This window comes from Telluria sp. LT1R51-2, assembly GCF_059685775.1.
Genome location: NZ_JCASIM010000001.1, coordinates 1,022,006 through 1,047,657, shown reverse-complemented (window position 1 = coordinate 1,047,657; position 25,652 = coordinate 1,022,006). Strand labels below are relative to the sequence as shown.

Below are 25,652 nucleotides of genomic sequence, written 5' to 3'. Positions count from 1 at the left end.
GCTCATCATGATAGCGCCGAAACCGGGAGTGAATTCGGATTACCGTAGATGCGCCATGGAAATGAATTTCCAGGATGCTATTTTGGATGAATTGCAACACTGTAACGGAGATTGGCAGGCCTGACCATCTTTACGCTGCCATTGCACCCGGCTCCTGGCTGCGCTCGGGTACTGCCGTTGCGCCGGCTGGTCGCGTACTATGGCCCGACAACCGTTCAACCATCCGATCAAGAGGCCCATTCATGTTGCATCGTTCCCTTCCGTCCCTCTTTGCCATGTCGCTCGCCGTGGCTGCTTCTGGCGCAACCGCGTCGCCAACGGCACCCGTGATCGCCATCGACACCGGCAACGTGGCAGGATCGACCGATGCAGGCGTCACCAGCTGGAAAGGCATCCCGTTCGCCGCCCCGCCGGTGGGCAAGCTGCGCTGGCGCCCGCCAGCACCTGCCAAGCCGTGGCCAGGCGTGCGGCAAGCCAACGCCTACGCCGCAGATTGCATGCAAGTACCCTTCCCCAGCGACGCCGCGCCTTTGGGAACCACGCCCGGCGAAGACTGTCTGTACCTGAACGTCTGGAAGCCGGCCGATGCCAAGGGTCTACTTCCCGTGATCGTTTGGATCTATGGCGGCGGCTTCGTTAACGGCGGCGCATCGCCCCCGACCTATTCCGGCGCCGAACTGGCGAAACAGGGCGCGCTCGTGGTCAGCTTCAATTACCGTATCGGGCGCTTCGGCTTCTTCGCGCACCCGCAGCTAACACGTGAAACAGGCGCCAGCGGCATCGTCGGTAACTACGGTTTCATGGACCAGATCGCAGCGCTCGAATGGGTCAAGCGCAATGTGGCGGCATTTGGCGGCGATCCGGCGAACGTCACCATTGCCGGTGAATCGGCGGGCGGCATGTCGGTCAATACGCTGCTGACGTCGCCAATGAGCAAGGGCTTGTTCGCCAAGGCAGTCGTGATGTCGGGCGGCGATGGCGCAGCAGCGCCGACACCGCTGGCGGACGTCGAACGGATCGGCGTGAATTTCGCGACTGGCAAGGGCATCGCGGCGAACGATCCGAAAGCACTCGAGAAACTGCGGGCGCTGCCGGCAGACGCAATCGCCGACGGCTTGAACCTGGCCAACTTCATGCAGCGTGACAAGCCGACGTACCACGGGCCGTATGTCGACGGCAAGCTGGCCATCGATTCACGCGCTGCGTTTGCCAAGGGCCGCATGCACAAGGTGCCGGTGATGATCGGCGCCACCAGCGCGGACATCGGCGGCAAGACCGGGTACATGGTTGCCGGCGCGCGCAGTCTGGCCGGAACGCTGGCCGGGCATGGCACGCCCGTGTATGCGTACCGCTTTTCCTATGTGCACCAGGCGAGCGACAAGCCCGACGCCGGGGCCGGGCATGCAACGGATATCCCGTTCTTCTTCGACACGGTGGCAATCAAGTACGGCGCGCAAACCACGCCCCGCGATCTTGGCGTGGGCAAGGCGATGAGTACGTATATGGTGAATTTTGCGAAGCGCGGGGATCCGAACGGGACCGGGTTGCCGGTGTGGGAACCGTACGCGCGTGCGGCCGATGAAATCATGGACTTCACCGCAGACGGCACCCCGGTGATGGGCAAGGATGCCTGGGGCGCCGACATCGACAAGGCGCAAATGACGCCCGCCAAGTCTGGCGAGCGTCGCTGAACCGCCGCTTCTTCAACGGCGGGCGTTACATCAGGCCAGTTGCGCCTGGTAAGGAATGGCGCTGGCGCTGGCGTGGCGCGCCGTGACCGGCTTGGCCGGCGCTGACACGACGGCCGGCGCGATCTTGAACACGCTGACGCGATCGGCCAGACCGGCAGCGCTTTCCTGCAGCGACGTGGCAGCGCTGGCGGCTTCCTCGACGAGGGCGGCGTTCTGCTGCGTGACCTGGTCCATCTGGCTGATCGCCTGGTGGATCTGCTCGATGCCCGAGCTCTGCTCGGCACTGGCCACGCTGATTTCACCCATGATGCCCGCCACCCGGCGCACGCTCTGCAGGATTTCTTCCATCGTTGCACCAGCCTGGTCAACCAGGCGCGTGCCCGCATCCACCTTGCTGACCGAGTCGCCGATCAGTTCCTTGATTTCCTTGGCCGCACTGGCCGAGCGCTGCGCCAGATTGCGCACTTCGCTCGCGACGACGGCAAAGCCACGGCCCTGCTCACCGGCACGCGCCGCTTCCACTGCCGCATTGAGCGCCAGGATATTGGTCTGGAACGCGATGCCATCGATGACGCCGATGATGTCGACGATCTTGCGGGCCGACGCATTGATCTCGCCCATCGTGCCCACGACTTCGGTCACGACCGTACCACCACGGGTGGCGATCTGCGTGGCCGATGCCGCCAGCTCATTGGCCTGGCGCGCATTTTCCGCGTTCTGGCGCACGGTGCTGGTCAGCTCTTCGACAGACGCGGCGGTCTCTTCGATCGCACTGGCCTGCTGTTCGGTACGCGACGACAGGTCCATATTGCCAGCGGCGATCTGCGTCGATGCCGTGGCGATCACTTCACTTTCGCTGCGCACATCCTTGACGATACCGGCCAGCGATGCGGTCATGTCACGCAGGGCCGCCAGCAACTGACCGAATTCGTTGGTCGACTGGACCGGCGCCTGGAGACTCAGGTCGCCATCGGCGACACGGCGTGCAACCGCCACGGCTTGCATCAGTGGCGTATTGATCGCACCGACCAGATAGAACGCAGCACCAACGCTGAGCAGGATGGCGACAACGATGGCGCCGATCACGACCGCGTTGAGCATGGCGAGTTCCTGGTGCAGCTCTTTGCCTTGACGGATATTGCGATCGCTCATCAGCTTCTGCAGTGCAGCGAACGCCTCGGTCGACTTGTTGTACGTCGGGTTGATCTGCTTGCCAAGCATCAGGTTGGCGTCATCCCACTGACCCGATTGAATCGCGCGCATGGCATTGCCGATCATGTCGATGCCCAGGTTGTCGCTGGCCGTCATCCACGCGCTGAAACGCTCGCGCGTTTCGGCAAAGCGCAGGCTCGCCTGCAGCTCCTGCTGCTCCTTGCGCATTTCTTCGCTGTTCTTGGCGATGAAATCGCTGTGGAATGTCAGCGGATGGTTGTGCAGCGACGCATGCTTGTTTTCAGGATTGTGCTGCAGCGCCTGCAGGATGTGACTGCGGTTGGTTTCCATGCGCATTTTCAGGTCGGACATGCCGATCTGCTGGTTGGCCGTGGTGAGCGCAAGGTTTTCGAGGAGGTCAACGGAGCGCTGCGTGGCGTGGTAACCAAGGGCGCCGACAGTGATCACGGCAAGAATGAGCACGCCGATGACGGCGGCGATCAGGTGCTTGATGCTGAAGTTTTTCATGATGGATGGGAAGTGGGGCGCGATCGATGTCGCTGAGGGGTTCGATTATCCACGCACTTCAGCCAGATTTCGAACAAGAAACATGGCTTTCCGTCTGACAATATTTACAGTTGTTGTTCGATCAAGGCCGGCATTGCGGACAGTCAGGATCGATTTGCATGCTGTTGGATTAGCGAACGCACAGGATCGGACCCAGGTGCCACGGGAGCCAATTCCAGGCAGGAGGCGGCGCTCACCTTGCGATCTCGGGCGATACTGAAGCTGATCACATCAACATCGCGCCACGCCAGCTCACGTTGCAAAAAAGGTCCGGTTACCGTGCTGCACAGCCCGCGTCTGACATCACCCGGCTTCGAGCGGCGTCCGCGCGTGCCGTTTGACCCAGCCACGCCAGCGCACCGGCTCCACCAGCGCCATATGTGGCACCGTCAGCGCGGCCAATCCCACAAATAGCCATTGGATCAGGCCCGCTTCGAACGGCTGCGCCCGCCAGCAATACGCCACTGCGGCGCCAAGCACGAGCGTACCGACGGTGGGGAGCAGCGCAGCTCGACCGAGCCGCGCTACCTGGCCCATACTGGCGCCGACATAGTGCCAAGTGCGCACGATGTGGCGAGCACTGTGCATGGCGCAAAAAAACACGGCAAAGCCGAGTAGAGGCGGCGCAAACAACGCCAGTGCCGCCGCAACCGCCATTTCGAGACAGGTGAGCCAGTTGCTGCGCGCCTGCCAGGCGGCCATCAGTGCCGTTGCCAGCAGCCACGGCCAGCTCAGATCGTGCAACACAGAAGCCTGCGCGGCACCCGCCTGCGGCATCACCAGGAAGGCGAACAGGCGCCCCATCTCCTCTTCATGGCGCAACGCCGGCAACACGATCACGGCGCCGCCAAACAACAGGCGAGCCGTAACAGAGGTACCGCGTGCCGGGTCACCCGAAAAATGCAACGCTGACAGCAGCAGGAAGCTTGACAGGAAAAATTGCGGAACGACATGCCACAACAGCACCACCAACAGCGCCGTTCCCAGGTAGGCCAGCACGAATGCGCACCATCCAAGCATCCCGTGCACGCCATACAGCTCCTCGGCGAACACCGGGTCGAGCGCGCCATGCGGTACGCCGAGCAGCAAGATCAATGCAGCGAGCACAAACAGCACGGCGGCGTCGTCAGGTGAAAGCGCGACGCCGGCGATGACGACGGCCGCAACGCTGGCACCAATGGCGCAAAACAACAGTCCCTGCGCACGCAGCGCCGTCATGGCGCACACGCACCCGTGCGAGCGATAACTGCCCGGTTAAACACGCTCTTGCGCTGCGACGTTCCGAGCGGCATTGGATCAAATTGCTTCACGTCGATGATTCGTCAATATTGTGGCTGACAGCGATAGGTTCGGCCGCGAGCCTGGCAGTGGTGAGGATGACGACTCGGCCGGCTGCGGACAGCGATGCCCCGTCCGACCACGCAAGTCGCGTAAGACAGCATGCAGGTGCATGTTTATCCCCAGGGATCAGAAAAGTTCCACTGGGACCAGTGGCCCCGGTGGATATTGTGTTCATGTCCCGGCCGTTCGCCTAGACAGCCATGTTTCGCTCGGCAAGCGTTCCGGAAACATACCCGTCCGCGGCAGATTTGCGTACCGCAATCATGTAGATAAGTACGCCGAAGACCGCTTTTGCGACGATGTCAGCGACCGTGTAGCCCACCTGGACCGCCGTGGTCGCAGCGCCGCCGGTGAAGCCGATCATCGGGAACACGAAAACCACCGGGTAGAAGCACCACGACACGACGGTCAGCCAGCGTGCCGTACTGATCAAGCCGCGCGCTGATTCCGGTTGTGAGTCGATGGATCGTTTCAAGCCGACGAACAAGTCGTACACAATGATCAGGAAGGGGATCATTGCCAGCGCCCACCAGAGCCAGCGCGTGCCTGGAACGCTGGAAATTTCACCGGGATACCCGAGAACCACCATCAGTGCTGCCAAGATACCGAGCTTGGTCCCTTTCGCCACTGTTTCGGCCGGTGACAAACGCATTACCAGGATCAGTTCGATCAACAGTAGCGGTACCGTTAATAGCCAGTCGACATAACGGTAAGCATCGTTGAATTTGATACCCGTCGCTGTTACCTGCCCTGCCATCACCGTATACGACGCCTCCCAGGAGGCGAAAATACGCACATAGTGATAGGCCGCTATCAGCGTGACGATTCCGGTAATGGTAATAGCAGTCTTGTAGACTGGTGCCACCTGGGAACGACCCAGAAAAAAGAACACGGTAGCAGCGCCCATGACGGCGATGGCGAATGAAAACGCATTGAAAACCAGTTCGTACTGGTTTAGTGAAATGATGTCCATAGATTCTCCTATCCTTTTGAGTTCACAAGGTAATTATTGTTGTTACTTCTCAAAATGAATCCTTCACGGATCCTCTGCCTCCTTCTCTTCACAAACGAGCGTTCGGTGTCTTGGGTAATATCCTCAGATTCGGTGGCAGGAATACATTTAATTACTGCAGCATTGCAATATCGGCCAAAGGGCGAACTTGTGCCAGCGTCAATTTCAAGCACTGAGTACCCCGATAGAGTGTCTTCAGTCCAGTGCGACGCCTGAAGCCTGTTCGAGAACGTGTTTTTGAAGCAGAACCCTGTCGCGCTCAGATCTCGCCGATATTACTGGTTTCGGAGCGTGGCTAAAAATGACACGACTTGCACCATGTTGACATCAGAAGCGCTCGGGGAAGCGTCTGCGACATGATCTAAATTGGTTATCTGTTCATTTTATTAACGAACACAATGGTAACCCAGTTTCGATCATGGTCCTGTCGAACTTTTACAGAGCGAATTTCCGATAAGAACTAGTTTTATAAAAATTAATGCGCTGCGGGTTAATTAGCGGAAAAATTTATCTTTTTATCTATTGCTGGCATTTACAATCGCCAAGCAAACACGCGATTCATCGCAATGCTTTGCTTTGAATATGCACGGTAGGTCAATTTTAAGTCGCTTCCAAACGCAATCGTCAACAATCGGCTTCAACATAATCATTATTTAACCTTTAAAATCATTTTGCATGAAAAGATCAAGATCGATGAACAGCCAATTTTTTTGAACCAATATTGAACCGGTAATATCATGTCGGCCTGAAACATCTCATTACAGAAAAGCTGACCAACGCGTCAAGGCAAGCGCGGCGGAGAGCTCGCTGACATACCCCGACGTCAAGGCGCCAGGTCGAATCGCGCAGATGCCGATATCAAGGCTGAGAACGTGTTTCGAAGGTCGAAGAAGTCGTCAAACCGACGCAACCAGGCAAGAGTTACGGAAATGGCTTGCGTAACCTAGTCAGTGAGGGGGATAAGGTATGAAGCCCGCGGCCGATTCTTGCGGACTGTAGAAACGAAAAAGCCGTCGAAAAATCAACGGCTTGTTTCTGGATTCTGGCGGAAGCGGTGAGATTCGAACTCACGAACGGCTCACACCGTCGGCAGTTTTCAAGACTGCTGCCTTCAACCACTCGGCCACGCTTCCTGTTGCACGGCATTATACATAATCATTGGCCGGATGAGGGAGTTCTGACCGGGGCAACACGGCCGCGCTCGCACGCGATCCCCTCACCTACCCCACCAACGCCCAGTTCTCCCGCAATGCCTTCTCGAATGCATACGCCGGCAACGGCGCTGCATACAAATACCCCTGCACCTCATCACACCCGGCGCCGCGCAAGAACGCCAACTGGTCCAGCGTCTCGACACCCTCGGCAATCACGCGCAGGCACAACTGCCGCGCCATGCTGATGATGGTCCCGGCAATTGCACAGTCGCTGCCATCTGCCGGTATCCCCATCGTGAACGAGCGGTCGATCTTGAGCGTATGAATCGGGAACCGCTTCAGATACGACAGGCTCGAGAACCCGGTGCCGAAATCGTCGAGCGACAGCGACACGCCCAGTGCCGTGATCTGGTCCATGATGGCCGTCACGCGATCCACATCGTGCATCAGCGTGCTCTCCGTGATCTCCAGCTCCAGCCACGACGGATCGAGCTGGTAGCGGCGCAGCGTGGTGGCCACGCGCTCCGGCAGCGATGGCGTAAATTCGCGCGCCGACACGTTGACCGCGACGCGGAACGGGGCGATGCCCGAGCGTTGCCAGATCGACGCCTGCGCACAGGCTTCTTCCAGCACCCACTCGCCCACCTGCACAATCAGGCCGGTGGTTTCGGCCAGCGGGATGAATTCGCCCGGGGGCACGATGCCGCGCTCGGGATGCATCCAGCGCACCAGCGCTTCCGCGCCGACCAGGCGGCCACTCGCGATTTCGAACTTCGGCTGGTAGTACAGCACCAGTTCGCCATTGCCCAGTGCATGGCGCAGGCCGGATTCGATGCGCATGCGTTCCTGCATGCCCTTGTTCATGTCCTGGCTGTAGAACGCGACGCTGCGGTCCGGGTTGGCATCGTCGCCCTTGGCCCGTTCCATCGCGATGTCAGCCAGCGCCAGCAGCGTTTCGGCGTCGTTGCCGTCCTGCGGATAGACGCTGATGCCGATACTGGCGCCCACGCGCAGGTCGTGGCCGCCGATCAGGAACGGTGCGTCGAGCGCGGCCTGCAGCTTTTGCGCCACCGTGGTGGCTTCGAAGTGCTGGCGCACGTCGGCCAGGCCGACTGCGTATTCGTCGCCCGACAGGCGGGCCACCAGGTCTTCGTCGCGCAGCGTGGCCTTGAAGCGCTGGCCGACCTGCTTGAGCAGTTCGTCGCCGATGCGCCGGCCCAGCGTGTCGTTGATGCGCTTGAAGCGGTTCAGGTCGATGAACAGGATGCAGCCGGCCGTCTCGTTGCGCTGCGCGACCATCAGGGCCTGGTCGACCAGGCGCGCAAACAGCGTGCGGTTCGGCAGGCCGGTCAGTTCGTCGTAGTAGGCCAGATGGTGCAGCTGCTCTTCGGCGTGTTTGCGTTCGGTGATGTCGGTCAGGTAGGCGATCAGGCCACTCGGGCGGCCGGCCAGGTCGCGCAGGGGCGAGAGCGACAGGCTGGCCCAGAAGATGTCGCCCGACTTCTTGCGGCGTTTCACCTCCATCATGCGTCCGCCGTGCTCGGCGAACAGGTCGGGCGGCGCGCCGCCCTCCTCGTCGCCCAGGTCTTCGTCGGCGTACAGGAACAGGATGTTGCGGCCGACCGCTTCGAGCGCCGTGTAGCCGAACAGGCGTTCGGCGCCACGGTTCCAGCTGGTGATGTAGCCCATCTGGTCCATCGTCAGCACCGACTCGTGGATCTGGTCGAGGATCTGCGACTGGTGCGCCAGCTGCGCTTCCATCTGCGCGTAGGCATGGGTCGAGCGCTGCGCCAGCGAATGCATCTGCATCAGGCTCGCGGTCAGTTGCGCCAGTGCGGTCAGCGCGGCCAGCGTGTGTGCGCTGGCCTCGGCGTGGTCGGCAAAACCGCTCACTTCATACCAGCCGAATTGTTCAAGGCCGACGGCCACCGCGTGGCGCAGCACACGCCCGCCGGGCTGGCCGGGCAGGCCGGGATCGACGAGGCCCGGGCCGGGCACGAAGCGCCCGTGCGCGCTGCCTGTGAGCGTGCGCGCCAGGCGGCTCAGCTCCTGCACCAGCGCGTCGCCGCGCAGACGCAGGACGGCGTCGCAGACGGCGCTCGTGCCCTGGACGAAGGCGGTCGGGGCCAGTTCGCGCACGTCAGACATTGCGGCCCACCTCGATTGCCCAGTGGTATGCGTGCAGCTGACTGTGCCACCAGTCGTCGAGACTCACGCCGGCCTCGTGCAGCGCCGCCCCGGTCGGATTGGCGTCGACCAGCGCCAGCCACACGCCGAGCTGGCCGCTGCGGTCGATCAGCGCGCCCGCCACGTCGTCGGGCAGGTACAGCTCGGCCGCGATCTCGGTCATCGGCATGTGCAGCAGCCGGTCGAGCAACGAGAACACGCCGGTCATGAAAGCCAGGTCCTGCGCATCGCGGTCATCGCCCTGCAGGCGCGCGAGCGCTTCGAGCTGGGCGCCGCGGCGCGCGGCCAGCGGCAGCAGCAGATTCGGCAAGCCGTCCGGTTGCTGGCGCGCGTACAGCAGCAGTTGCAACCAGCGCTGCAACTGGCGCCGGCCCAGCACCGTGATCGCCTGGCCGAAGCTGGTCACTTGGGTCGATATCGTGAAGGCGGCCGAATTGACCAGCTTAAGCAGGTGGTAGGCCAGCGCCGGATCCTGCTTGACCTGCTCTTCGAGCTCACACGAGTCGGCATCGCGCGCAAGCAAACCCAGAAGCGTGAGGATGCGGCGGCGCGAACTGCCGTCGTCATCGGGCGATGGCGCGATGTCCGGATCGTACGCGTAGTCGCCGATGAACCAGTCAAAGCCTGCGATCTCGCAGCCGAAGAAGCGGCGCGCGTTGTCGACGCCATACGCGATGTGTGGGGCAAACAGCGCCACCAGGCGGCCCGGTGGCATCGGGGCGACGCGGCAGTTGCGCGCGACCGAGCGCAGCGCGGATGGCGCCGTGACGCCATCGGGAACGTCGCCGTCGAGCCAGATGCGGTAACCACAGGCGTGCAGCTCGAGGAGCTTGCGCGCCACGCCATCGAGCGCCAGCGCGTTCGCGTCGATCACCAGGCCAACGCGGTTAGCGGGCAACAGCGCCAGCACCGGTGGGGTCAAGGTGGTGGGGTCGTCCAGGTTCAACAGGCAGTCGAGCGGCGCGGCAGCGGCCAGCAGGTCGGGCGTGCCGAACACGGTCTGCAGGCGCTGGGGCAAGTCGGTGCCCGGCGCAAGGCGCACGCTGAGTGCGACCCATTCATTCTGTGCGTTGGCGACTGGCTCGATTGCGACCAGCGGACATGTTTCCTGCTCTGCCATGGAAAGTTTCAAAGTAGTATCCAGGCAATCTTATTGCACCGAATGCCATAAAGCAAATCGAAGTTTCCTACCGGACAGGCCGTATTAACCATCAGTTACCGCCGGCGCGCTGCACGGCGAACCGGATCAGCTCAGCCTGGCCTTCGATGCCCAGCTTGCGCTTGATGTTCAGGCGGTGCGTTTCGACCGTGCGCACCGACAGGTCGAGGTCGCGCGCGATCTGCTTGTTCGACTGGCCGGCAGCGATATGCCCCAGTACTTCGTGCTCGCGCGCAGTGAGCTGGTCGCTCGTGGCAGCCGGATTGGCCAGCTGGCGCGCCAGCGCGGCGCTGTAATAGATGCCGCCGCCCATGACGGTGTCGATGGCCAGCACGATGTCCTTGCCCGGCGCATCCTTGAGCACGTAACCGCGCGCACCGGCGCCGATGGCCTGGCTCACGTATTCCGGTTTGTCGTGCATTGACAACATCAGAACCGCGATGCCGGGAAAACGGGCGGTCAGCTGGAAGGTGGCTTCGATGCCGCTGCCGCCGCGCATGTTCACGTCCATCAGCACCAGGTCGGGGTGGTATTCGCCGGCGCGCTCCAGCGCTTCGGCGCTCGAGCCGGCTTCAGCCACCACGTGCAGGTGCGGCGCCGATTCGAGCCGCGCGCGTAGGCCGTCGCGCACCAGCGGGTGGTCGTCCACCAGCAAAATCTTTACTTCTTTGATCTCTTCGTTCACTGCCCTACTCCTTCAAGTCGATGCTGGCCACCACGCTGGTGCCGCTGGACGACGAGTTGACCGACAGTCTCCCGCCGATCGCTTCCATCCGTTCCATCATATTCCTCAAGCCGATGCCCCGCTTCGGGTGCACGGCCACGTCATCGGTGTCGAAGCCCACGCCATCGTCGGCAATCGACAGGCTGACGCGGTTGGCCACGCGCTCGAGCGAGAGCTCGATGGTACTGGCCTGGGCATGGCGCTCGACATTGGTCAGCGCCTCTTGCGCAATGCGAAACAGCACCGTGCCGACCATCTCGGGCAGCGCATCGAGCGCGCCGGTCGCGCGAAAGCGCACCGGCGTGCCGGCGTCTTCGCCGAATTCGCGGGCCAGGTATTCCAGCGCCGGCGCAAGACCCAGGTCGTCGAGCAGCGTCGGGCGCAGGTCGTGCGAGATGCGGCGCACTTCGCCCAGCACCGTGTTGACCTGGTCGACGGTGCGCTCCAGGCCGGCGCGCGCCTGCTCGCGCCTGTTGGCGTCGCCGTCGAGGCGGATGATGCCTGCCTCGAGCTGCAGCTTGACCGAGACCAGCGCCTGGCTGATCCCGTCGTGCAGGTCGCGCGACAGGCGCGCCCGTTCTTCTTCCTGCGACTCCACCACGCGCTGGGCCAGCGCGCGCAGCTTGGCGTCGGCCAGGCGCCCTTCACTGATATTCAGCGCCAGCCCACCACCGGCCACGCCGATTGTCGCCAGCGTGGCCAGGACCGCCATCCACAGCAGCGTCTGGTCGCTGTTGCGCGACTGCTGGGCCTCGACCAGTTCGAGCGCCGCCTCGACATCGTCGAGGTAGATGCCGGTGCCCATGACCCAGCCCCAGTGTGCGACCGGGACCACGTAGCCCAGCTTGGGCGCGGCCGTCTTGCTCGACGGCTTGGCCCAGGTATAGCGCAGGAAGCCGCCACCGCCCTGGGCCAGCCCGATCAGGCGCTGGATGGTCAGCGAGCCGGTCGAGTCGCGCCAGTTCCACATGTCGGTGCCGACCAGTTCGGGCTGGCGCGGATGCGCGAGGTTCTTGCCGCGCGTGTCATACACGAAAAAGTAACCATCGCCGCCGTAGCTCAGCGACGACAGGATGCGGATCGCTTCGGCCTGCGTGGCCGGGTCGCTGCGCCCACTTTGCGTCAGATGCGCGATCGAGCGCGTAGCCAGTTCGACGTAGTGGCGCAGCTCGGCTTCCTTGCTGGCCAGGTAGGCGCTGCCGATCGTGTCGCGTTGTTGTTGCGCCAGAGTGACAGCCTGCTGGCGTACGTAGAGCGTGATTGCGCACAGCGCCACGACCAGGGGCGCCACTGCCAGCATGATGACTTTTTGCTTGAGCCGCATGGGCCGACTGCCTTCTGATGGGGAAAGCAAGGCATTTTACGTGCGTTACGGGCATGCGTCCTACGTAGTGGTACGTAGCTTCTGCGTAATAGTTGCGCTTGCAGTCCTGATAATTGTGCAAGATACTCATTGCCATGCTGTAAAGAATCGCGCCGGCATGTACTGGCGTACGAAGCATCAATCCATATCGGAGGAGTCACCCATGAAGAAAATGACGAGCATGCTCGGATGGATCGCCTTGTCCATCCTGGGCGCGTTCTCGCTCGGCTACATCGCGCTCAAACGCGGTGAAACCATCAATGCCATCTGGATCGTCGCGGCCGCCGGCTGCGTCTATCTCATCGCCTACCGCTTCTACTCGAAGTTCATCGCCAACAAGGTGCTGGGGCTCGACGCCACCCGCCAGACACCGGCCCACAAGTTCAACGATGGCCTTGATTACGTGCCGACCAACAAGAACGTTTTGTTCGGTCACCACTTCGCCGCGATTGCTGGCGCCGGCCCGCTGGTGGGCCCCGTGCTTGCCGCGCAGATGGGCTACCTGCCCGGCATGATGTGGATTCTGGCCGGCGTCGTGTTTGCCGGCGCGGTGCAGGATTTCATCGTGCTGTTCATGTCCACGCGCCGCGACGGCCGCTCGCTCGGTGACCTGATCAAATCCGAAATGGGCGAGATCCCCGGCATGATCGCGCTGCTCGGCACCTTCATGATCATGGTGATCATCCTGGCCGTGCTGGCGCTGATCGTCGTGAAAGCGCTCACCGGTTCGCCATGGGGCACCTTCACCGTGATGGCCACGATCCCGATCGCGCTGTTCATGGGCGTCTACTCGCGTTATGTGCGGGTCGGGCGCATCGGCGAGATTTCGATGATCGGCTTCGTGTTGCTGATGCTCGCCATCATCGGCGGCCAGTGGGTGCACGATTCGCCAGTCTGGGGCCCGATGTTCACCTTCACCGGCACCGAACTGACCTGGATGCTGATCGGCTACGGCTTCGTCGCCGCCGTGATTCCCGTGTGGCTGCTGCTGGCGCCGCGCGACTACCTGTCGACCTTCCTCAAGATCGGCACCATCCTGGCGCTGGCGATCGGTATCCTGGTCGTTGCACCGGACCTGCGCATGCCGGCCGTGACGAAGTTCGTCGATGGTTCGGGCCCGGTCTGGTCGGGCGGCATCTTCCCGTTCCTGTTCATCACCATCGCATGCGGCGCCGTGTCGGGCTTCCACGCGCTGATCGCCTCGGGCACTACACCGAAAATGCTGGAAAATGAAACGCAAGCGCGCTTCATCGGCTATGGCGGCATGCTGATGGAAAGCTTTGTTGCCATCATGGCGCTGATCGCTGCATCGACCATCGACCCGGGCGTCTACTTCGCCATGAACAGCCCGGCTGCCCTGCTGGGCACCACGGCGCAATCTGCCGCCGCTGCCGTCTCGCAGATGGGCTTCGTGATCACACCGGAAGCACTGGAACAGATGGCCCGCGACGTCGGCGAGCACACGATCATCTCCCGCGCCGGTGGCGCGCCGACGCTGGCGGTGGGCATGGCCCACATCCTGTCGAACGTGGTCGGTGGCCAGACCATGATGGCGTTCTGGTACCACTTCGCGATCCTGTTCGAGGCGCTGTTCATCCTGACCGCGGTGGATGCGGGCACCCGCGCCGGCCGCTTCATGCTGCAGGACCTGCTGGGCGCGTTCGCGCCATCGCTCAAGCGCACCGATTCGCTGCCGGCCAATCTGCTGGCCACCGGCCTGTGCGTCGCAGCCTGGGGTTACTTCCTGTACCAGGGCGTGGTCGATCCGCTGGGTGGCATCAACACCTTGTGGCCACTGTTCGGTATCGCCAACCAGATGCTGGCCGGTATTGCGCTGATGCTGGGCACCTGTGTACTGTTCAAGATGAAGCGCGGCAAATACGCATGGGTCACGGCGCTGCCGACCGTGTGGCTGCTGGCTTGCACGCTGACCGCCGGCTACCAGAAGATCTTCCACGTCGACCCACGCATCGGCTTCGTGGCGCACGCCAACAAGTACCAGGCCGCGCACGACGCCGGCACGATCCTGGCGCCGGCCAAGTCGATCCTCGACATGGAGCGGATCATCTTCAACGACTACGTGAACGCCAGCCTGGCCGGCTTCTTCATCTTCGTCGTGCTGGCGGTGCTGTTCTACGGTCTGCGCACGGTGATGGATGCGCGCAAGGCAAACAGCCCGACCGCGAAAGAGTCACCGTACGTCGCCATGCCCGCGTCGCAGGTCGCCTGATGTTCGGCACCCTCAAGCAGGCCGGCAGTTACCTCGGGCAGTCGCTGCGCCTGATGGTCGGCCTGCCCGAGTACGACACGTACCTGGCGCACATGGAGCGTACGCATCCGGATGAGCCGGCAATGACGTACGAGGAGTTCTTCCGTGAGCGCCAGGAGGCGCGGTATGGGGGAAGTCGGGCTTCGTGCTGTTGAGCCTGTGATTGGGTAGCACCGTAGGGGACGCCGAGGCGTCCCCTTTCAATTTACAAATAGCAAAGCGGGGGTCAGGTCTGACATTCGGACACGAACTCAAGAAACAAAGCGGGGTCAGGTCTGACATTCGGACACGAACTCAACAAAAGTCTATTCGTGAAACCCCTTGTGGACGGCCAAAGGATGAGTCCGTGTCCAAATGTCAGACCTGACCCCGGCTTTTTGAACTTGCCCGTGCTGCGACGAGCATGTCGATCAGTGCGCGCGATGCGGCTGAGAGGCCGCGGTGGGCCGGGTAGACGACCGAGAATGCGCGCGTGCGGCCACTTAGCTGCGGCAATATCTCCACCAGTTGTCCCGCCGCCAGACTGGCTTCCGCAAACAGGCGCGGACACAGTGCGATCCCCATCCCCTGCTCGGCCAGCCAGATGACGCCCATCGCGTCGGTCGATACCATCACCGACGCCGGCGGGATCCAGTCGATGTCGCGCCCGCCATCGCGCAACTGCCAGGGGAACACCCGTCCGGTGTTGGGCCGGACAAAGGCGATGCACTGCTGGCGCGCCAGGTCGTCGAGCGTCTCGAGCGATCCGGCTGTTTCGAGGTAGGCCGGGGATGCCAGCAGGCATAGTGGCGATGCTTCCAGCTGGCGCGACGCCATCGTGCTGCTGGGCAGTGGGCCGGAGCGGATCGCCAGGTCGAATCCCTCGGCCACCAGATCGACGTTGCGGTTGGTGATGTCGACGTCCAGTTCGACCAGCGGATAGGCGCGTGCGTAGGCGGCCAGGATGGGCGGCAAACGTTGCTGCCCGTAGCCGGTGGACACGCTCATGCGGACCTTACCGCTCAGTTGCGCCGTCGTGCTGCGCATCGCCTGCTCTGCCTGCCCAAGGCGGGCAAAGGCGTCGCGTGCCTCGTTGGCGTAGCGCTGGCCGGCGTCGGTGAGGCTGAGGCTACGCGTGGTCCGGCGCAATAATTGCGTGGCGAGCCGTGCTTCGAGCCGCGACAGGGCCCGGCTCAGCACCGACGGTGTGGTCGACAGCACCACTGCCGCTGCGCTGAACGAACCGTGCTCGACGACGCTCAAAAACACTTCGACATCGGCCAGGTGATCAAACTTTCTCGCCATCTTGCTTCCTCAAGAACAAATCATTTGCCGAAATCGTAGTTTATCTATCTTCTGAGAAACAATACAATGGTGAGTCTCTCATTCGAAAGGACTCACATGGAATTGCTCGACAAACTGAACTGGCGCTATGCTACCAAGGCAATGGACCCAACCCGCAAGGTGGCGCAGGATAAGATCGAGCGCATCATTGAAGCCGCGCGCCTGGCGCCGACGTCGTCCGGCCTGCAGCCCTATGAAATCCTGATCGTGAAGAATCAGGCGCTGCGCGCCAAGATCAAGGACGTCGCCTGGAACCAGGCGCAGGTAGTCGATGCCTCGCACCTGCTGGTCTTCGCTGCCTGGGACGACTACACGCCCGAGCGGATCAACCACATGTTCGACCTGACCAACGAAGTGCGGGGTTTCCGCAACGAAGGCTGGGAAGCGTACCGTCAGCAACTGCTGTCGACCTACCCGGGCCGCGATGCGCAGGTGAACTTCGAGCACGCGGCGCGCCAGGCCTACATCGGTTTCACTGCGGCGATGATCGCTGCCGCCTTCGAGGAAGTCGATTGCACGCCGATGGAAGGCTTCGATCCGGCCGCTGTGGACGATATCCTGAATCTGGGCGAGCGTCACCTGCGTAGCGTGGTCATTCTGCCGCTGGGCTATCGCAAGACCGAAGATGATTGGCTCGCAGGCCTGGCGAAAGTGCGCCGCCCTCTGGAACAGTTCGTCAGCGAAGTTAACTGATCCACGTTTCTCCGCAAGCTGCTGGGCGGCGTCGATGCGCCGCCCTTCCCCACCATGATCAAGCGAACGACGCACCATCGGCGTATCGCCCTACGGATCACTTTTGCGCCCTCCGCGTTTGCCCGTGAGGCGTCTCGTGTAGACGTCTCGCGCAGGCGTCGATCGTGATGGCCGCTCTTTTCTGGTCGCCAGCATCATAGTTGGTTAGTTACTTTTCGAGCGACATGCCAACAAAGTGGTCATCCGGACCAGCCCATCCAGGGTTCAGGGATCAATGTAGGCGCGTTCCTTTCGATTTGGGCGTGTTTGCAACATGATCCCGCTTCGCCTGCCCTGTTTGCGCTCTCGCAAAGCCGCGCACGCCCCTACCCCGTATATTTTTTTCCTGCGGGCTCTTGCCCGCGCGGAGGATCCGCGTCGTGCAGGTCCATGCCGCTGTGCCCACCGCGGGAATTGCGATGCCGAACTTCGAGCGCTCGAGCCTGAACCGGAAGCTGACCATCATCTCGCTGCTCTCGACGGCGATGGCATTGCTGTTCGTGTTCGGCGCATTCGCCGTCACGTCCATCCACAACCACCGCAAGGACGAAGCCGTGCAGCTGGCGGCGTTCGCGCGCATCATCGGCGCGGCCAGTGCCGGCGACCTGCTGCTGGTCGACCGCAAGCAGGCCGGCGCCACGCTGTCGGCGCTCGACGCCCAGCGCAGCATTTCGGCAGCCGCGCTGTACGACCGTTTCGGCCAGCCCATCGCCACCTACCGCGCGCCGGCGCGCCAGGACGCCGACCTGCCTGCCCTGGAGGGCGTCGACGCCGCCACGCTGGAACAGGTCAGTAACGCTGGCCGCGCACTGCTGGGGCGCCACATGCGCGTGGTGCAGGCCGTCCAGCACGGCGAGCTGGTGGTGGGCGCAGTGATGATCGAAGCCGACCTGCTGCCGATGTGGCTCGATATCGCCGCCAGCCTGGGCGTGATCGGGGTGGCGATGGGCGCGGCGATGCTGGTTTCGCTCGGCCTGGCCGGACGGCTCAAACACAGCATCGCCGAGCCGATCACCAAACTGATCCAGGCCGCGCAAAAGGTCTCGGCCAGCCAGAACTACGGCCTGCGCGTGCCGCATCAGCGCAGCGACGAACTGGGTGTGCTGATCGACAGCTTCAACAGCATGCTGGCGCAGATCGAGGAGCGCGGCGCCGCCCTGCTGCACCACCGCGACGAACTCGAACGCCAGGTCGGCGTGCGCACCGAGCAGCTCGAGAAAGCCAAGAACGCGGCCGAAGCGGCCAGCCGCGCCAAGAGCGGCTTTCTGGCCACGATGAGCCACGAGATCCGCACGCCGATGAACGGTGTGCTGGGCATGACCGACATGTTGCTGGCCACCCCCCTGACCGAGACCCAGCGCAACTACACGCAACTGGTGAAACGCTCGGGCGAGCACCTCCTGGTGATCATCAACGACATCCTCGATTTTTCCAAGATCGAAGCCGGCAAGCTCACGATCGAATACATCAACTTCAACCTGTGGGATCTGCTCGACGACATCCACAACGTCTACACGCCACAGGCTGCGGCCAAGGGCCTGGGCTGCGAGTTCGACATCGCCAACGACATCCCGGTAGCGATCTGCGGTGACCCGAACCGGCTGCGCCAGATCCTGGCCAACCTGCTGGGCAATGCGCTCAAGTTCACCGACGATGGCCACATCCTGGCGCGCGTGCGCGTGGCCGGCGAAGACGCGCAGCAGGTCGTGCTGCGCTTCGAGGTGCACGACACCGGCATCGGGATCTCGCGCGAGGCGCGGGCGCGCCTGTTCAACGCCTTTTCGCAGGCGGACGATTCCACCACCCGCAAGTACGGCGGCACCGGCCTGGGGCTGGCGATTTCGAAGCAGCTCGTGGAGCTGATGAACGGCGCCATCGGCGTCGAGAATGCGCAGCAGCGTGGCTCGATATTCTGGTTCACGGTCAGCTTCGACAAGCACCGGGTCGACCCGGAGGCCCCGGGCCATCAGCACAACACACTGGACGGCCTGCGCGTCCTGGTCGTCGACGATCAGGACGCCAGCCGCAAGGCGCTGGTGCAGCAGCTGAACGCGTGGCAAGCGCGCTGCGACGACGTCGGTGGCGCGCTCGCATTCGAATGGCTGGTCAACGCGGCCCGCGCCGGGCAACCCTACGACGCAGCGGTGCTGGACATGGAACTGCGCGAGACCAGCGGCCTGGCACTGGCCGCTGCGGTGCGCGCCGAACCACTGGCGCAGGGCATGCATCTGGTGCTGCTCAGCCCCGAACGGCTGGCCGCCGATCCGGTGCAGCGGCGCGAGGCAGGCGTGGCCTACCAGCTCGTCAAACCGGCGCGCGCGGCCGATCTGTACGCGTGCCTGGCGGCGCGCCTGCCCCGGCGGGCGTTGCCGCCTGCTGCGGCCAGCGACGCGGCGCCCGCACTGCCACCGGCCAGGCGTGCGCGGCGCGTGCTGCTGGCCGAGGACAATCCCGTCAACGTCGAAGTCGCGCGCGCGATGCTGGAAAGCCTGGGCCTGGAAACGGGCTGCGCGAAAAACGGCCAGGAAGCGCTGCGCGCCGTGCACGAAGGCCGCTGGGACGCGGTGCTGATGGATTGTCAGATGCCGGTGATGGACGGCTTCGTGGCCACCGGCGAGATCCGGCGCCACGAACGCGAAATGGGCCGCCAGCGCGGGTTGCCCGTGATCGCCATTACCGCCAACGCGCTGCAGGGCGACCGCGAAGCGTGCCTGGCGGCGGGCATGGACGACTACCTGTCCAAGCCTTTCACCCAGCAGCAACTGGCGGCCGTCATCGGTCGCTGGATCGCGATGCCGCTGCTGTCGGCGCGCGAGCACGGCGACGAGCCGGTGGTCGAGATTGCGCCGGCGACGCCGCTGCTGCCAGCCAGGCCCGCGACCGCGCCTGCCGCCACGCACAGCGCCCCGGGCACTGCTGCCATCAACCGCGCGGCCCTGGAGAACATCCGCGCGCTGAGTCGCGACAACGGCGACGCGCTCGTGAACAAGGTGATCGCCGCCTATGTCGGCGACACGCCGCGCCAGTTGCATACGCTGCGTCAGGCGCTGGGTGAAGGCGATGCGGAGAGCGTGCGGCGCGTCGCGCACGGCCTGAAATCGGCCAGCGCGAATATCGGCGCGGCGCACCTGTCCGGCCTGTGCCGCGACCTCGAACAATTGGGACGCAGCGGCAACGTGGACAGCGGCGGCCCGCTGCTGTCCGACCTGGAACGCGAGTTCCGCTCGGTGCGCCAGGCGCTTCACGCATCGCTTGAAAAGGAGTCCTGATATGCCCTCCGCCCCCACCCGGCGCGTGACTGTCCTGGTCGCCGACGACGATCCCGTCATGCGGCTGTTGATGCTCGAGATGCTGGCGCAGGTCGGCCTGGAGGGCATCGAGGCCGGCGACGGCATCGAGGCTCTGGCCCGGGCGCGCAGCAGCCGGCCCGATTTGATCCTGATGGACGTGGACATGCCACACATGGATGGTTTCGCTGCCTGCAGCGCACTGCGCGCGGCCGAACGCGACGGCGTCTGCGTGCCTGTCATCATGGTGACCGGCAGCGACGACATCGATGCCGTGACCCATGCCTATGAAGTGGGCGCGACCGATTTCGTGTCCAAGCCGATCAACTGGCCGATCCTCGGGCACCGCGTGCTGTACGTGCTGCGCGCCAGCGACGCCATCGCGCGCCTGCGCATTGCCGATGCCCAGAACCGCGCCGTGCTGGCGGCGATTCCCGATACCTTCTTTCGCCTGAATGCCGACGGCTTTTATCTCGACTATGAGGCGGGACATGCGCGTCAGGGCAGCCCCACCGGTGCGGTAACGGCCGATGGCGCCGGCATCCACTTCATCGGCAAGCACCTGACCGATACGCTGCCACCGGAAATCGCCGGGCGCATGCTGGACCAGATGAAGACCGTGCTGGCCACCCACCAGGTGCGCTCGGTCGAATATGAACTGACCGACTCGGGCGTGGCCCAGCATTTCGAGGCGCGGCTGGTGGCCACCAGTTCATCCGAAGTGCTGGGCCTCGTGCGCGACATCAGCGAGCGCAAACGCGCCGAAGAGCAGATCCGGCGCCTGGCGTATTGCGACGGCCTGACAGGCATCCCGAACCGCCAGGCGTTTCTGGAAACGCTCGAACGCGAGCTGCACCGCTCGCGGATCGGCAACAAGAAGTTCGCGGTGCTGTTCATGGATCTCGACGCGTTCAAGCGCATCAACGACACGCTGGGCCACAACGCCGGCGACCAGCTGCTCAAGATGGTGTCCGAACGCCTGCGCGACACCACGCGCCCGAGCGATCTGGTCTCGCGCGGCGACAGCGGCGCAGCAAACGATAACGGCGACGGCGAAGGCGCGAGCAACCTGGCGCGCCTGGGCGGCGACGAATTCACGATCCTGATCCCGGATCTCGAACGGGTCGAACATGCGCTCAATGTCGCGCACCGGGTCAAGGAAGCGATGCGGCGCTCCTTTCTCATCGAAGGCAACGAGATCTTCGTCACGGCCAGCATCGGCATCTCGCTGTTCCCGGAAGACGGCGACGATTCCGGCTCGCTCCTCAAGTTTGCCGACACCGCGATGTACCACGCCAAGAGCTGCGGCAAGAACAACGCCAAGCTGTACAGCTCATCGCTGACGATGCAGATCATGAGCCACGTGAAGCTCGAAGTGGGCCTGCGCCGCGCACTGCAGAACGACGAGCTGTATCTGGTCTACCAGCCGCAGCGCGACGTGGCCAGCGCGGAGATCGTCGGCGTCGAGGCGCTGGTGCGCTGGCGCCATCCGGAGCGGGGCCTGATTGCGCCGACCGAGTTCATTCCGCTGGCCGAAGAGACGGGCCTGATCGTGCCGATCGGCGAATGGGTGCTGCGCACCGCCTGCCGCCAGGCGCGCACGTGGCAACGCCTGACGCAGCGCACGCTGCGCATCGCGGTGAATCTGTCAGCCAAGCAGTTCAAGGACGAGAACCTGTCGCAGATCGTGCTCTCGGCGCTGCTCGACACGGGGCTCGAACCGCGCCTGCTGGAGCTGGAGCTGACCGAAGGCACGCTGATGGACGATGCGCGCGCCACGATGGTCACGCTCGAACGCCTGCGCAACATCGGCGTGCACCTGTCGATCGACGATTTCGGCACCGGATATTCATCGATGAATTACCTGAAACGCTTCGACGTGCGCGCACTTAAAATCGACCGCAGCTTCATCTCGGGCCTGCCGCAGGATTCCGAAAACGCCGCCATCACGCGCGCGATCATCGCGATGGCGCATGGCCTGAAAATGGTGGTGGTAGCCGAAGGGGTCGAGACGGGCGAACAGCTGTTGCTGCTGGAGGAGTATGGCTGCGATATGGTGCAGGGGTACTACCTTGGCCACCCTTCCACTGCCGAGACGATTACCGAGCTGCTGCAGGTCGTGCAGCTGATGCTGCCGGCCAGGTAAGGCCGGCAGCATCGGCGGTATCAGGGACGCAGGCGCAGCGTGTAGCGCGCCGCCCCCGGCAGCAATGGCGTCGGCTTGCCATCCACCCAGGCCTGGTGGCCGGTCAGGAAGAACGGCGACAACGGATGCCCGCTCTGCCCGCCCGGCATATTGTACAAACCTTCTTCTTCCCGCCCCGGCGAGACGACCAGGCGTTCGGACTGGCCGAACTTCGGCCCCGCCACGCGCGGCATGTGCGCGTCGCCTGCCAGCTGGTCGGCCGGTGCGGCCAGCCAGGGCCGCAACGCCGGCACCGCCATGCTGATCGGATGCGCGACGCCTGCCGTGTTGCGCTGGCCCCAGGTGGCTTGCGCCAGCGGCGTGCCGGCGTCCTGCAGTGCGGCGATCGCGCGGTCCACCGCGGCCACCTGGAGCGCCTGCCAATCGGCGTGACCGGGCGGCAGCCAGCCGGCCGGTCGTGCGTCGAGCAGGCGCGCCACCACCGCCGGCCAGCGCGCACTGGCGCCAGCGGCGCTGGCCTTCGGGTCGAGGTCCTTCAGCGCCAGATTGGCGCCACTGTACAGCAAGTCGTGCAGCGCCCACAGAAAATCGCGTGCGAGCCGGTAGCCGACCGAATTCACACTGGCGCGGCCATCCCAGCTGGTCTCGAGCAGGCGCCGGAACTCGGCGCGCGCCGGATGCCCTGCCAGCGCCCCGGCGTCGAGCGCCGCCAGCGCACGGTCGCGCCAGGCGCCGATCAGGATCGCCCGGTCGTCCAGCGCCGCATCGAACGCGCGCCGTACGTCGGTCTGCGGCCCCAGCGCCGCCAACCCATCGTGCAACTGGCGGTTGCGCATGCCCAGATCGTAGCCGCCGTCGCCCAGCAGCGCGTAACCGGCGCCCATCAACTGGCGGCTGTTGGCGGTAGTGAGCTGGCCGTTGGCGGGGTTGATCACGCGCGGATGCGCGGCGTAGGGCAGCGCGCCCGTCCAGGTGGCCGTTGCGCCATCCGGCGTCAGCGGAAACGTGGTATCGCCAGGGGCGGTGGCACGCTGCGGCAGCAGACCGGCAATCGTCCAGCCAATGTTCCCCTGCGTGTCGCCAGCCACGAAGTTCTGCGCCGGGATGCCATCGGTGGCCGCCGTCGCCAGCGCCGCAGCGAGCGTGGCGCTGGACTCGAGCTGGATGTGATGCATGTTCAGCGCCGCCGGATCATGCGCGATCCAGTGCACGGCGTAACTGCGGCCGGCAACCTCGCGCACCGGGCCGAGCGACGTCTCGCGCACGACCAGCCGTTCGGCCGGTGCGCCTTTTACCAGGATCGACTCGACGTGCTCCTGCGGCGTTTCCCATTTGCCCGCCACTTGCAGCTGGCCCGGACGGGCGGCATCGACGCGCAGTTCGACCAGATCGAGTGCATCGGCGTAGCTGTTGGTGAAGGCCCACGCCACCTGGCCGTTGCTGCCGACAATGACCGAAGGCGGCGCACCGGGCAGGCTCACACCCACCAGGCGGCGCTGGCCACCGGGCGCCGCCTGGTCGGGAAAGCGCAGCGCCAGCCGGTACCAGATGTTGGGCAATTGCAGGCCAAGATGCATGTCATCGGCGACGATTGCCGCGCCATTCGTGCTGCGGCTGCCGGCAAGCGCGTAGTTGTTGCTGCCGACCGAATCCGTCACGTCCAGGCCAGCCAGCTTGATGGGGGCGTCTGGTGCAGCGGGCGCCCCACCCCACCAGGCTGGCGCACGTGCGGGCATCGGGGCGAGCGCTGGCGGTGCGCCGCCATCGAGCGTGGTGTCGAACGCGGTTGCCTCGGGCAACAGGAACGCCAGTTGGTCAGCGTCGCTGTGCTCGCGCAGCCAGCCGCGCGCCAGTTCGCGCGACGCCTGCATGCCTTGCAGGTCGATGTACATGGCCCAGACGACGAGCAGCGAATCGGCGCCGTGCCACGGACGCTGCGCCGCGCCGGTCAGCGCGTATTCGAACGGTCGCGCGTCCAGCGCCCCCAGACCGGCATTGACACCGGCCGCATAGCGTTCGAGCAGCGCACGCTCGGCCGGGGCCAGGCGTGCGAACGTGGTCCGGGCGCGGGCGGCGAAACGGTGCAGCCGGTTAGCGCGGTCGAGAGGCACGGCGCGTGGCCCGAACAGCTCGGCCAGCTCGCCGCTTGCCGTGCGGCGCAGCAGGTCCATCTGGAAGAAGCGTTCCTGGGCGTGCACGAAACCGGTCGCATAGGCGACGTCGAGCCGTGTGGCGCCGGTAATCAGGGGCACGCCGGTGGCGTCACGCTCGATGCGGACCTCGGCCGACAGGCCCGCGCCCTGACGCTCGCCGTCGAGCTGCGGCAGGCTGGCGCGCAGGAACAGCCAGGCGCCCAGCAGCACCAGCAGCACGAGGCCCAGCAGCGCGGCAAAACCGCGCAACGTCCATTTTTTCCATCCCTGCATGGTGTCTCCTGAGTGCGACCCGCGTGCTGCATATGTTGCCAGAAAACTGTGCCAGAAAGAAAGGAGGCCCGCGTCAACGGGCCTCGTCTCGGACATACCGGCGCGCAAGCCGGCAATGACGCCTACGTGCTGCGCCGATCAAGCATCGCGCGCGCGATCGTGCCCGCGTCGACATATTCGAGTTCGCCACCAACCGGCACGCCACGCGCAAGGCGGCTGACCTTGAGTCCGCGCGCCTTGAGCATTTCGCTGATGTAGTGCGCGGTGGCTTCGCCCTCGTTGGTGAAATTCGTGGCCAGCACCACTTCGCCCACTACCTCATCGGTGGCGCGCGTCACCAGCTTTTCCAGGTGCAGGTCGCGCGGCCCGATGCCGTCCAGCGGCGACAGGCGCCCCATCAGCACGAAGTACAAGCCGCGCCAGGTCAGCGTCTGCTCGACCATCAACTGGTCAGCCGGCGTCTCGACCACGCACAGCAGCGTGTGGTCGCGCTCGGGATCAGCGCACAGGTCGCAGATCTCGATGTCGGAGAAGGTATTGCACTTGATGCAGTGGTGCACCGTGTCGACCGCCTGGTACAGCGCGCGTGACAGTTGCGCAGCACCTTCGCGGTCATGCTGGAGCAAATGAAACGCCATGCGCTGCGCGGACTTGGGGCCCACGCCAGGCAGGCGCCGGAGCGATTCGATGAGAAATTCGAGGGATGTCGACATGGGTGGATGAACAGGACGGCCCGCCGGCATGGCGCCGGCAGGACCGCATCATTCCTGGATCAGAAAGGCATCTTGAAGCCAGGCGGCAGGCCCGGCATGCCGGCGGTCACGCCGCTCATTTTTTCGGCAGCGGTGGCTTCTGCCTTGCGCGACGCGTCGTTGAACGCGGCGGCCACCAGGTCTTCCAGCATGTCGCGGTCGTCGCCGAGCAGCGACGGGTCGATGGTGACGCGCTTGACGTCATTCTTGCAGGTCATGACAACCTTGACGAGGCCGGCGCCCGACTGGCCTTCGACTTCGACCAGGGCCAGCGCTTCCTGCGCCTTCTTCATGTTGTCCTGCATGGCTTGCGCCTGTTTCATCAAGCCTGCGAGCTGGTTCTTCATCATGGTGTGGTTCTCCAAAT

At 64.1% G+C, this 25,652-nt stretch carries 17 protein-coding genes and 1 tRNA gene; 6 read left to right on the top strand and 12 right to left on the bottom strand.

Translation table 11 applies throughout. From position 1 onward, the window contains the following. Window positions 1–242 precede the first annotated feature (242 nt). Window positions 243–1,691, top strand: a complete 1,449-nt coding sequence (locus AC56LH_RS04590; RefSeq protein WP_499644412.1) for a carboxylesterase/lipase family protein — start codon at window positions 243–245, stop codon at window positions 1,689–1,691. A 30-nt stretch (window positions 1,692–1,721) separates the two neighbouring features. On the opposite strand, the gene AC56LH_RS04585 is transcribed toward AC56LH_RS04590, so the two are convergent. The 8 genes from AC56LH_RS04585 to AC56LH_RS04550 all read right to left on the bottom strand — a co-directional run bounded on the left by AC56LH_RS04585 (window position 1,722) and on the right by AC56LH_RS04550 (window position 12,311). Beyond that, window positions 1,722–3,371 (bottom strand): methyl-accepting chemotaxis protein, encoded by a 1,650-nt coding sequence (locus AC56LH_RS04585; RefSeq protein ID WP_499644410.1) that lies wholly within the window; start codon window positions 3,369–3,371, stop codon window positions 1,722–1,724. Window positions 3,372–3,713: 342 nt separating this feature from the next. Next, window positions 3,714–4,628 (bottom strand): Brp/Blh family beta-carotene 15,15'-dioxygenase, encoded by a 915-nt coding sequence (locus AC56LH_RS04580; RefSeq protein ID WP_499644408.1) that lies wholly within the window; start codon window positions 4,626–4,628, stop codon window positions 3,714–3,716. 313 nt (window positions 4,629–4,941) lie between these two features. Beyond that, window positions 4,942–5,724 (bottom strand): bacteriorhodopsin-like, encoded by a 783-nt coding sequence (locus tag AC56LH_RS04575; RefSeq protein ID WP_499644406.1) that lies wholly within the window; start codon window positions 5,722–5,724, stop codon window positions 4,942–4,944. Window positions 5,725–6,806: 1,082 nt separating this feature from the next. Continuing rightward, window positions 6,807–6,896, bottom strand: a tRNA-Ser gene (locus AC56LH_RS04570). An 87-nt stretch (window positions 6,897–6,983) separates the two neighbouring features. After that, window positions 6,984–9,065, bottom strand: coding sequence for a putative bifunctional diguanylate cyclase/phosphodiesterase (locus AC56LH_RS04565; protein ID WP_499644404.1), 2,082 nt, complete (start codon window positions 9,063–9,065; stop codon window positions 6,984–6,986). Next, on the bottom strand, window positions 9,058–10,224 hold the full coding sequence (locus AC56LH_RS04560; RefSeq protein WP_499644402.1) for an HDOD domain-containing protein: 1,167 nt from the start codon (window positions 10,222–10,224) through the stop codon (window positions 9,058–9,060). The genes AC56LH_RS04565 and AC56LH_RS04560 overlap by 8 nt, the downstream gene beginning before the upstream one ends. Before the next feature lie 91 nt (window positions 10,225–10,315). Next, window positions 10,316–10,948: a response regulator gene (locus AC56LH_RS04555; protein WP_499644400.1), complete on the bottom strand. Its 633-nt coding sequence runs from the start codon at window positions 10,946–10,948 to the stop codon at window positions 10,316–10,318. 4 nt (window positions 10,949–10,952) lie between these two features. Further along, window positions 10,953–12,311: a cache domain-containing protein gene (locus AC56LH_RS04550; RefSeq protein ID WP_499644398.1), complete on the bottom strand. Its 1,359-nt coding sequence runs from the start codon at window positions 12,309–12,311 to the stop codon at window positions 10,953–10,955. A 202-nt stretch (window positions 12,312–12,513) separates the two neighbouring features. On the opposite strand from AC56LH_RS04550, the gene AC56LH_RS04545 reads away from it, so the two are divergent. Then, entirely contained in the window at window positions 12,514–14,580 is a 2,067-nt protein-coding gene (locus tag AC56LH_RS04545) for a carbon starvation CstA family protein (RefSeq protein ID WP_499644396.1), read from the top strand. After that, window positions 14,580–14,774 (top strand): YbdD/YjiX family protein, encoded by a 195-nt coding sequence (locus AC56LH_RS04540; protein ID WP_183550582.1) that lies wholly within the window; start codon window positions 14,580–14,582, stop codon window positions 14,772–14,774. The genes AC56LH_RS04545 and AC56LH_RS04540 overlap by 1 nt, the downstream gene beginning before the upstream one ends. A gap of 202 nt (window positions 14,775–14,976) precedes the next feature. Here the strand turns inward: AC56LH_RS04540 and AC56LH_RS04535 are convergent, their stop codons facing one another. After that, window positions 14,977–15,903, bottom strand: coding sequence for a LysR family transcriptional regulator (locus AC56LH_RS04535; RefSeq protein ID WP_499644394.1), 927 nt, complete (start codon window positions 15,901–15,903; stop codon window positions 14,977–14,979). 96 nt (window positions 15,904–15,999) lie between these two features. Between AC56LH_RS04535 and AC56LH_RS04530 the strand changes: the two genes are divergently transcribed. The 3 genes from AC56LH_RS04530 (at window position 16,000) to AC56LH_RS04520 (ending at window position 22,107) form a co-directional block, all read left to right on the top strand. Then, the gene (locus AC56LH_RS04530; RefSeq protein ID WP_499644392.1) at window positions 16,000–16,635 is read left to right on the top strand and encodes an NAD(P)H-dependent oxidoreductase; all 636 of its coding nucleotides are present in this window, start codon (window positions 16,000–16,002) and stop codon (window positions 16,633–16,635) included. Between the two features lie 458 nt (window positions 16,636–17,093). Further along, a complete protein-coding gene (locus tag AC56LH_RS04525) occupies window positions 17,094–19,943 on the top strand; it encodes a response regulator (RefSeq protein ID WP_499644390.1) in 2,850 nt (949 codons plus the stop codon). A gap of 1 nt (window position 19,944) precedes the next feature. Beyond that, a complete protein-coding gene (locus AC56LH_RS04520) occupies window positions 19,945–22,107 on the top strand; it encodes a putative bifunctional diguanylate cyclase/phosphodiesterase (protein ID WP_499644388.1) in 2,163 nt (720 codons plus the stop codon). A gap of 20 nt (window positions 22,108–22,127) precedes the next feature. Here the strand turns inward: AC56LH_RS04520 and AC56LH_RS04515 are convergent, their stop codons facing one another. The 3 genes from AC56LH_RS04515 to AC56LH_RS04505 form a co-directional block, all read right to left on the bottom strand. Next, entirely contained in the window at window positions 22,128–24,533 is a 2,406-nt protein-coding gene (locus AC56LH_RS04515) for a penicillin acylase family protein (RefSeq protein WP_499644386.1), read from the bottom strand. Window positions 24,534–24,655: 122 nt separating this feature from the next. Then, window positions 24,656–25,246, bottom strand: a complete 591-nt coding sequence (gene recR, locus AC56LH_RS04510) for a recombination mediator RecR (RefSeq protein WP_183550560.1) — start codon at window positions 25,244–25,246, stop codon at window positions 24,656–24,658. Between the two features lie 59 nt (window positions 25,247–25,305). Continuing rightward, window positions 25,306–25,635 (bottom strand): YbaB/EbfC family nucleoid-associated protein, encoded by a 330-nt coding sequence (locus AC56LH_RS04505; RefSeq protein WP_183550557.1) that lies wholly within the window; start codon window positions 25,633–25,635, stop codon window positions 25,306–25,308. Window positions 25,636–25,652 lie beyond the last annotated feature (17 nt).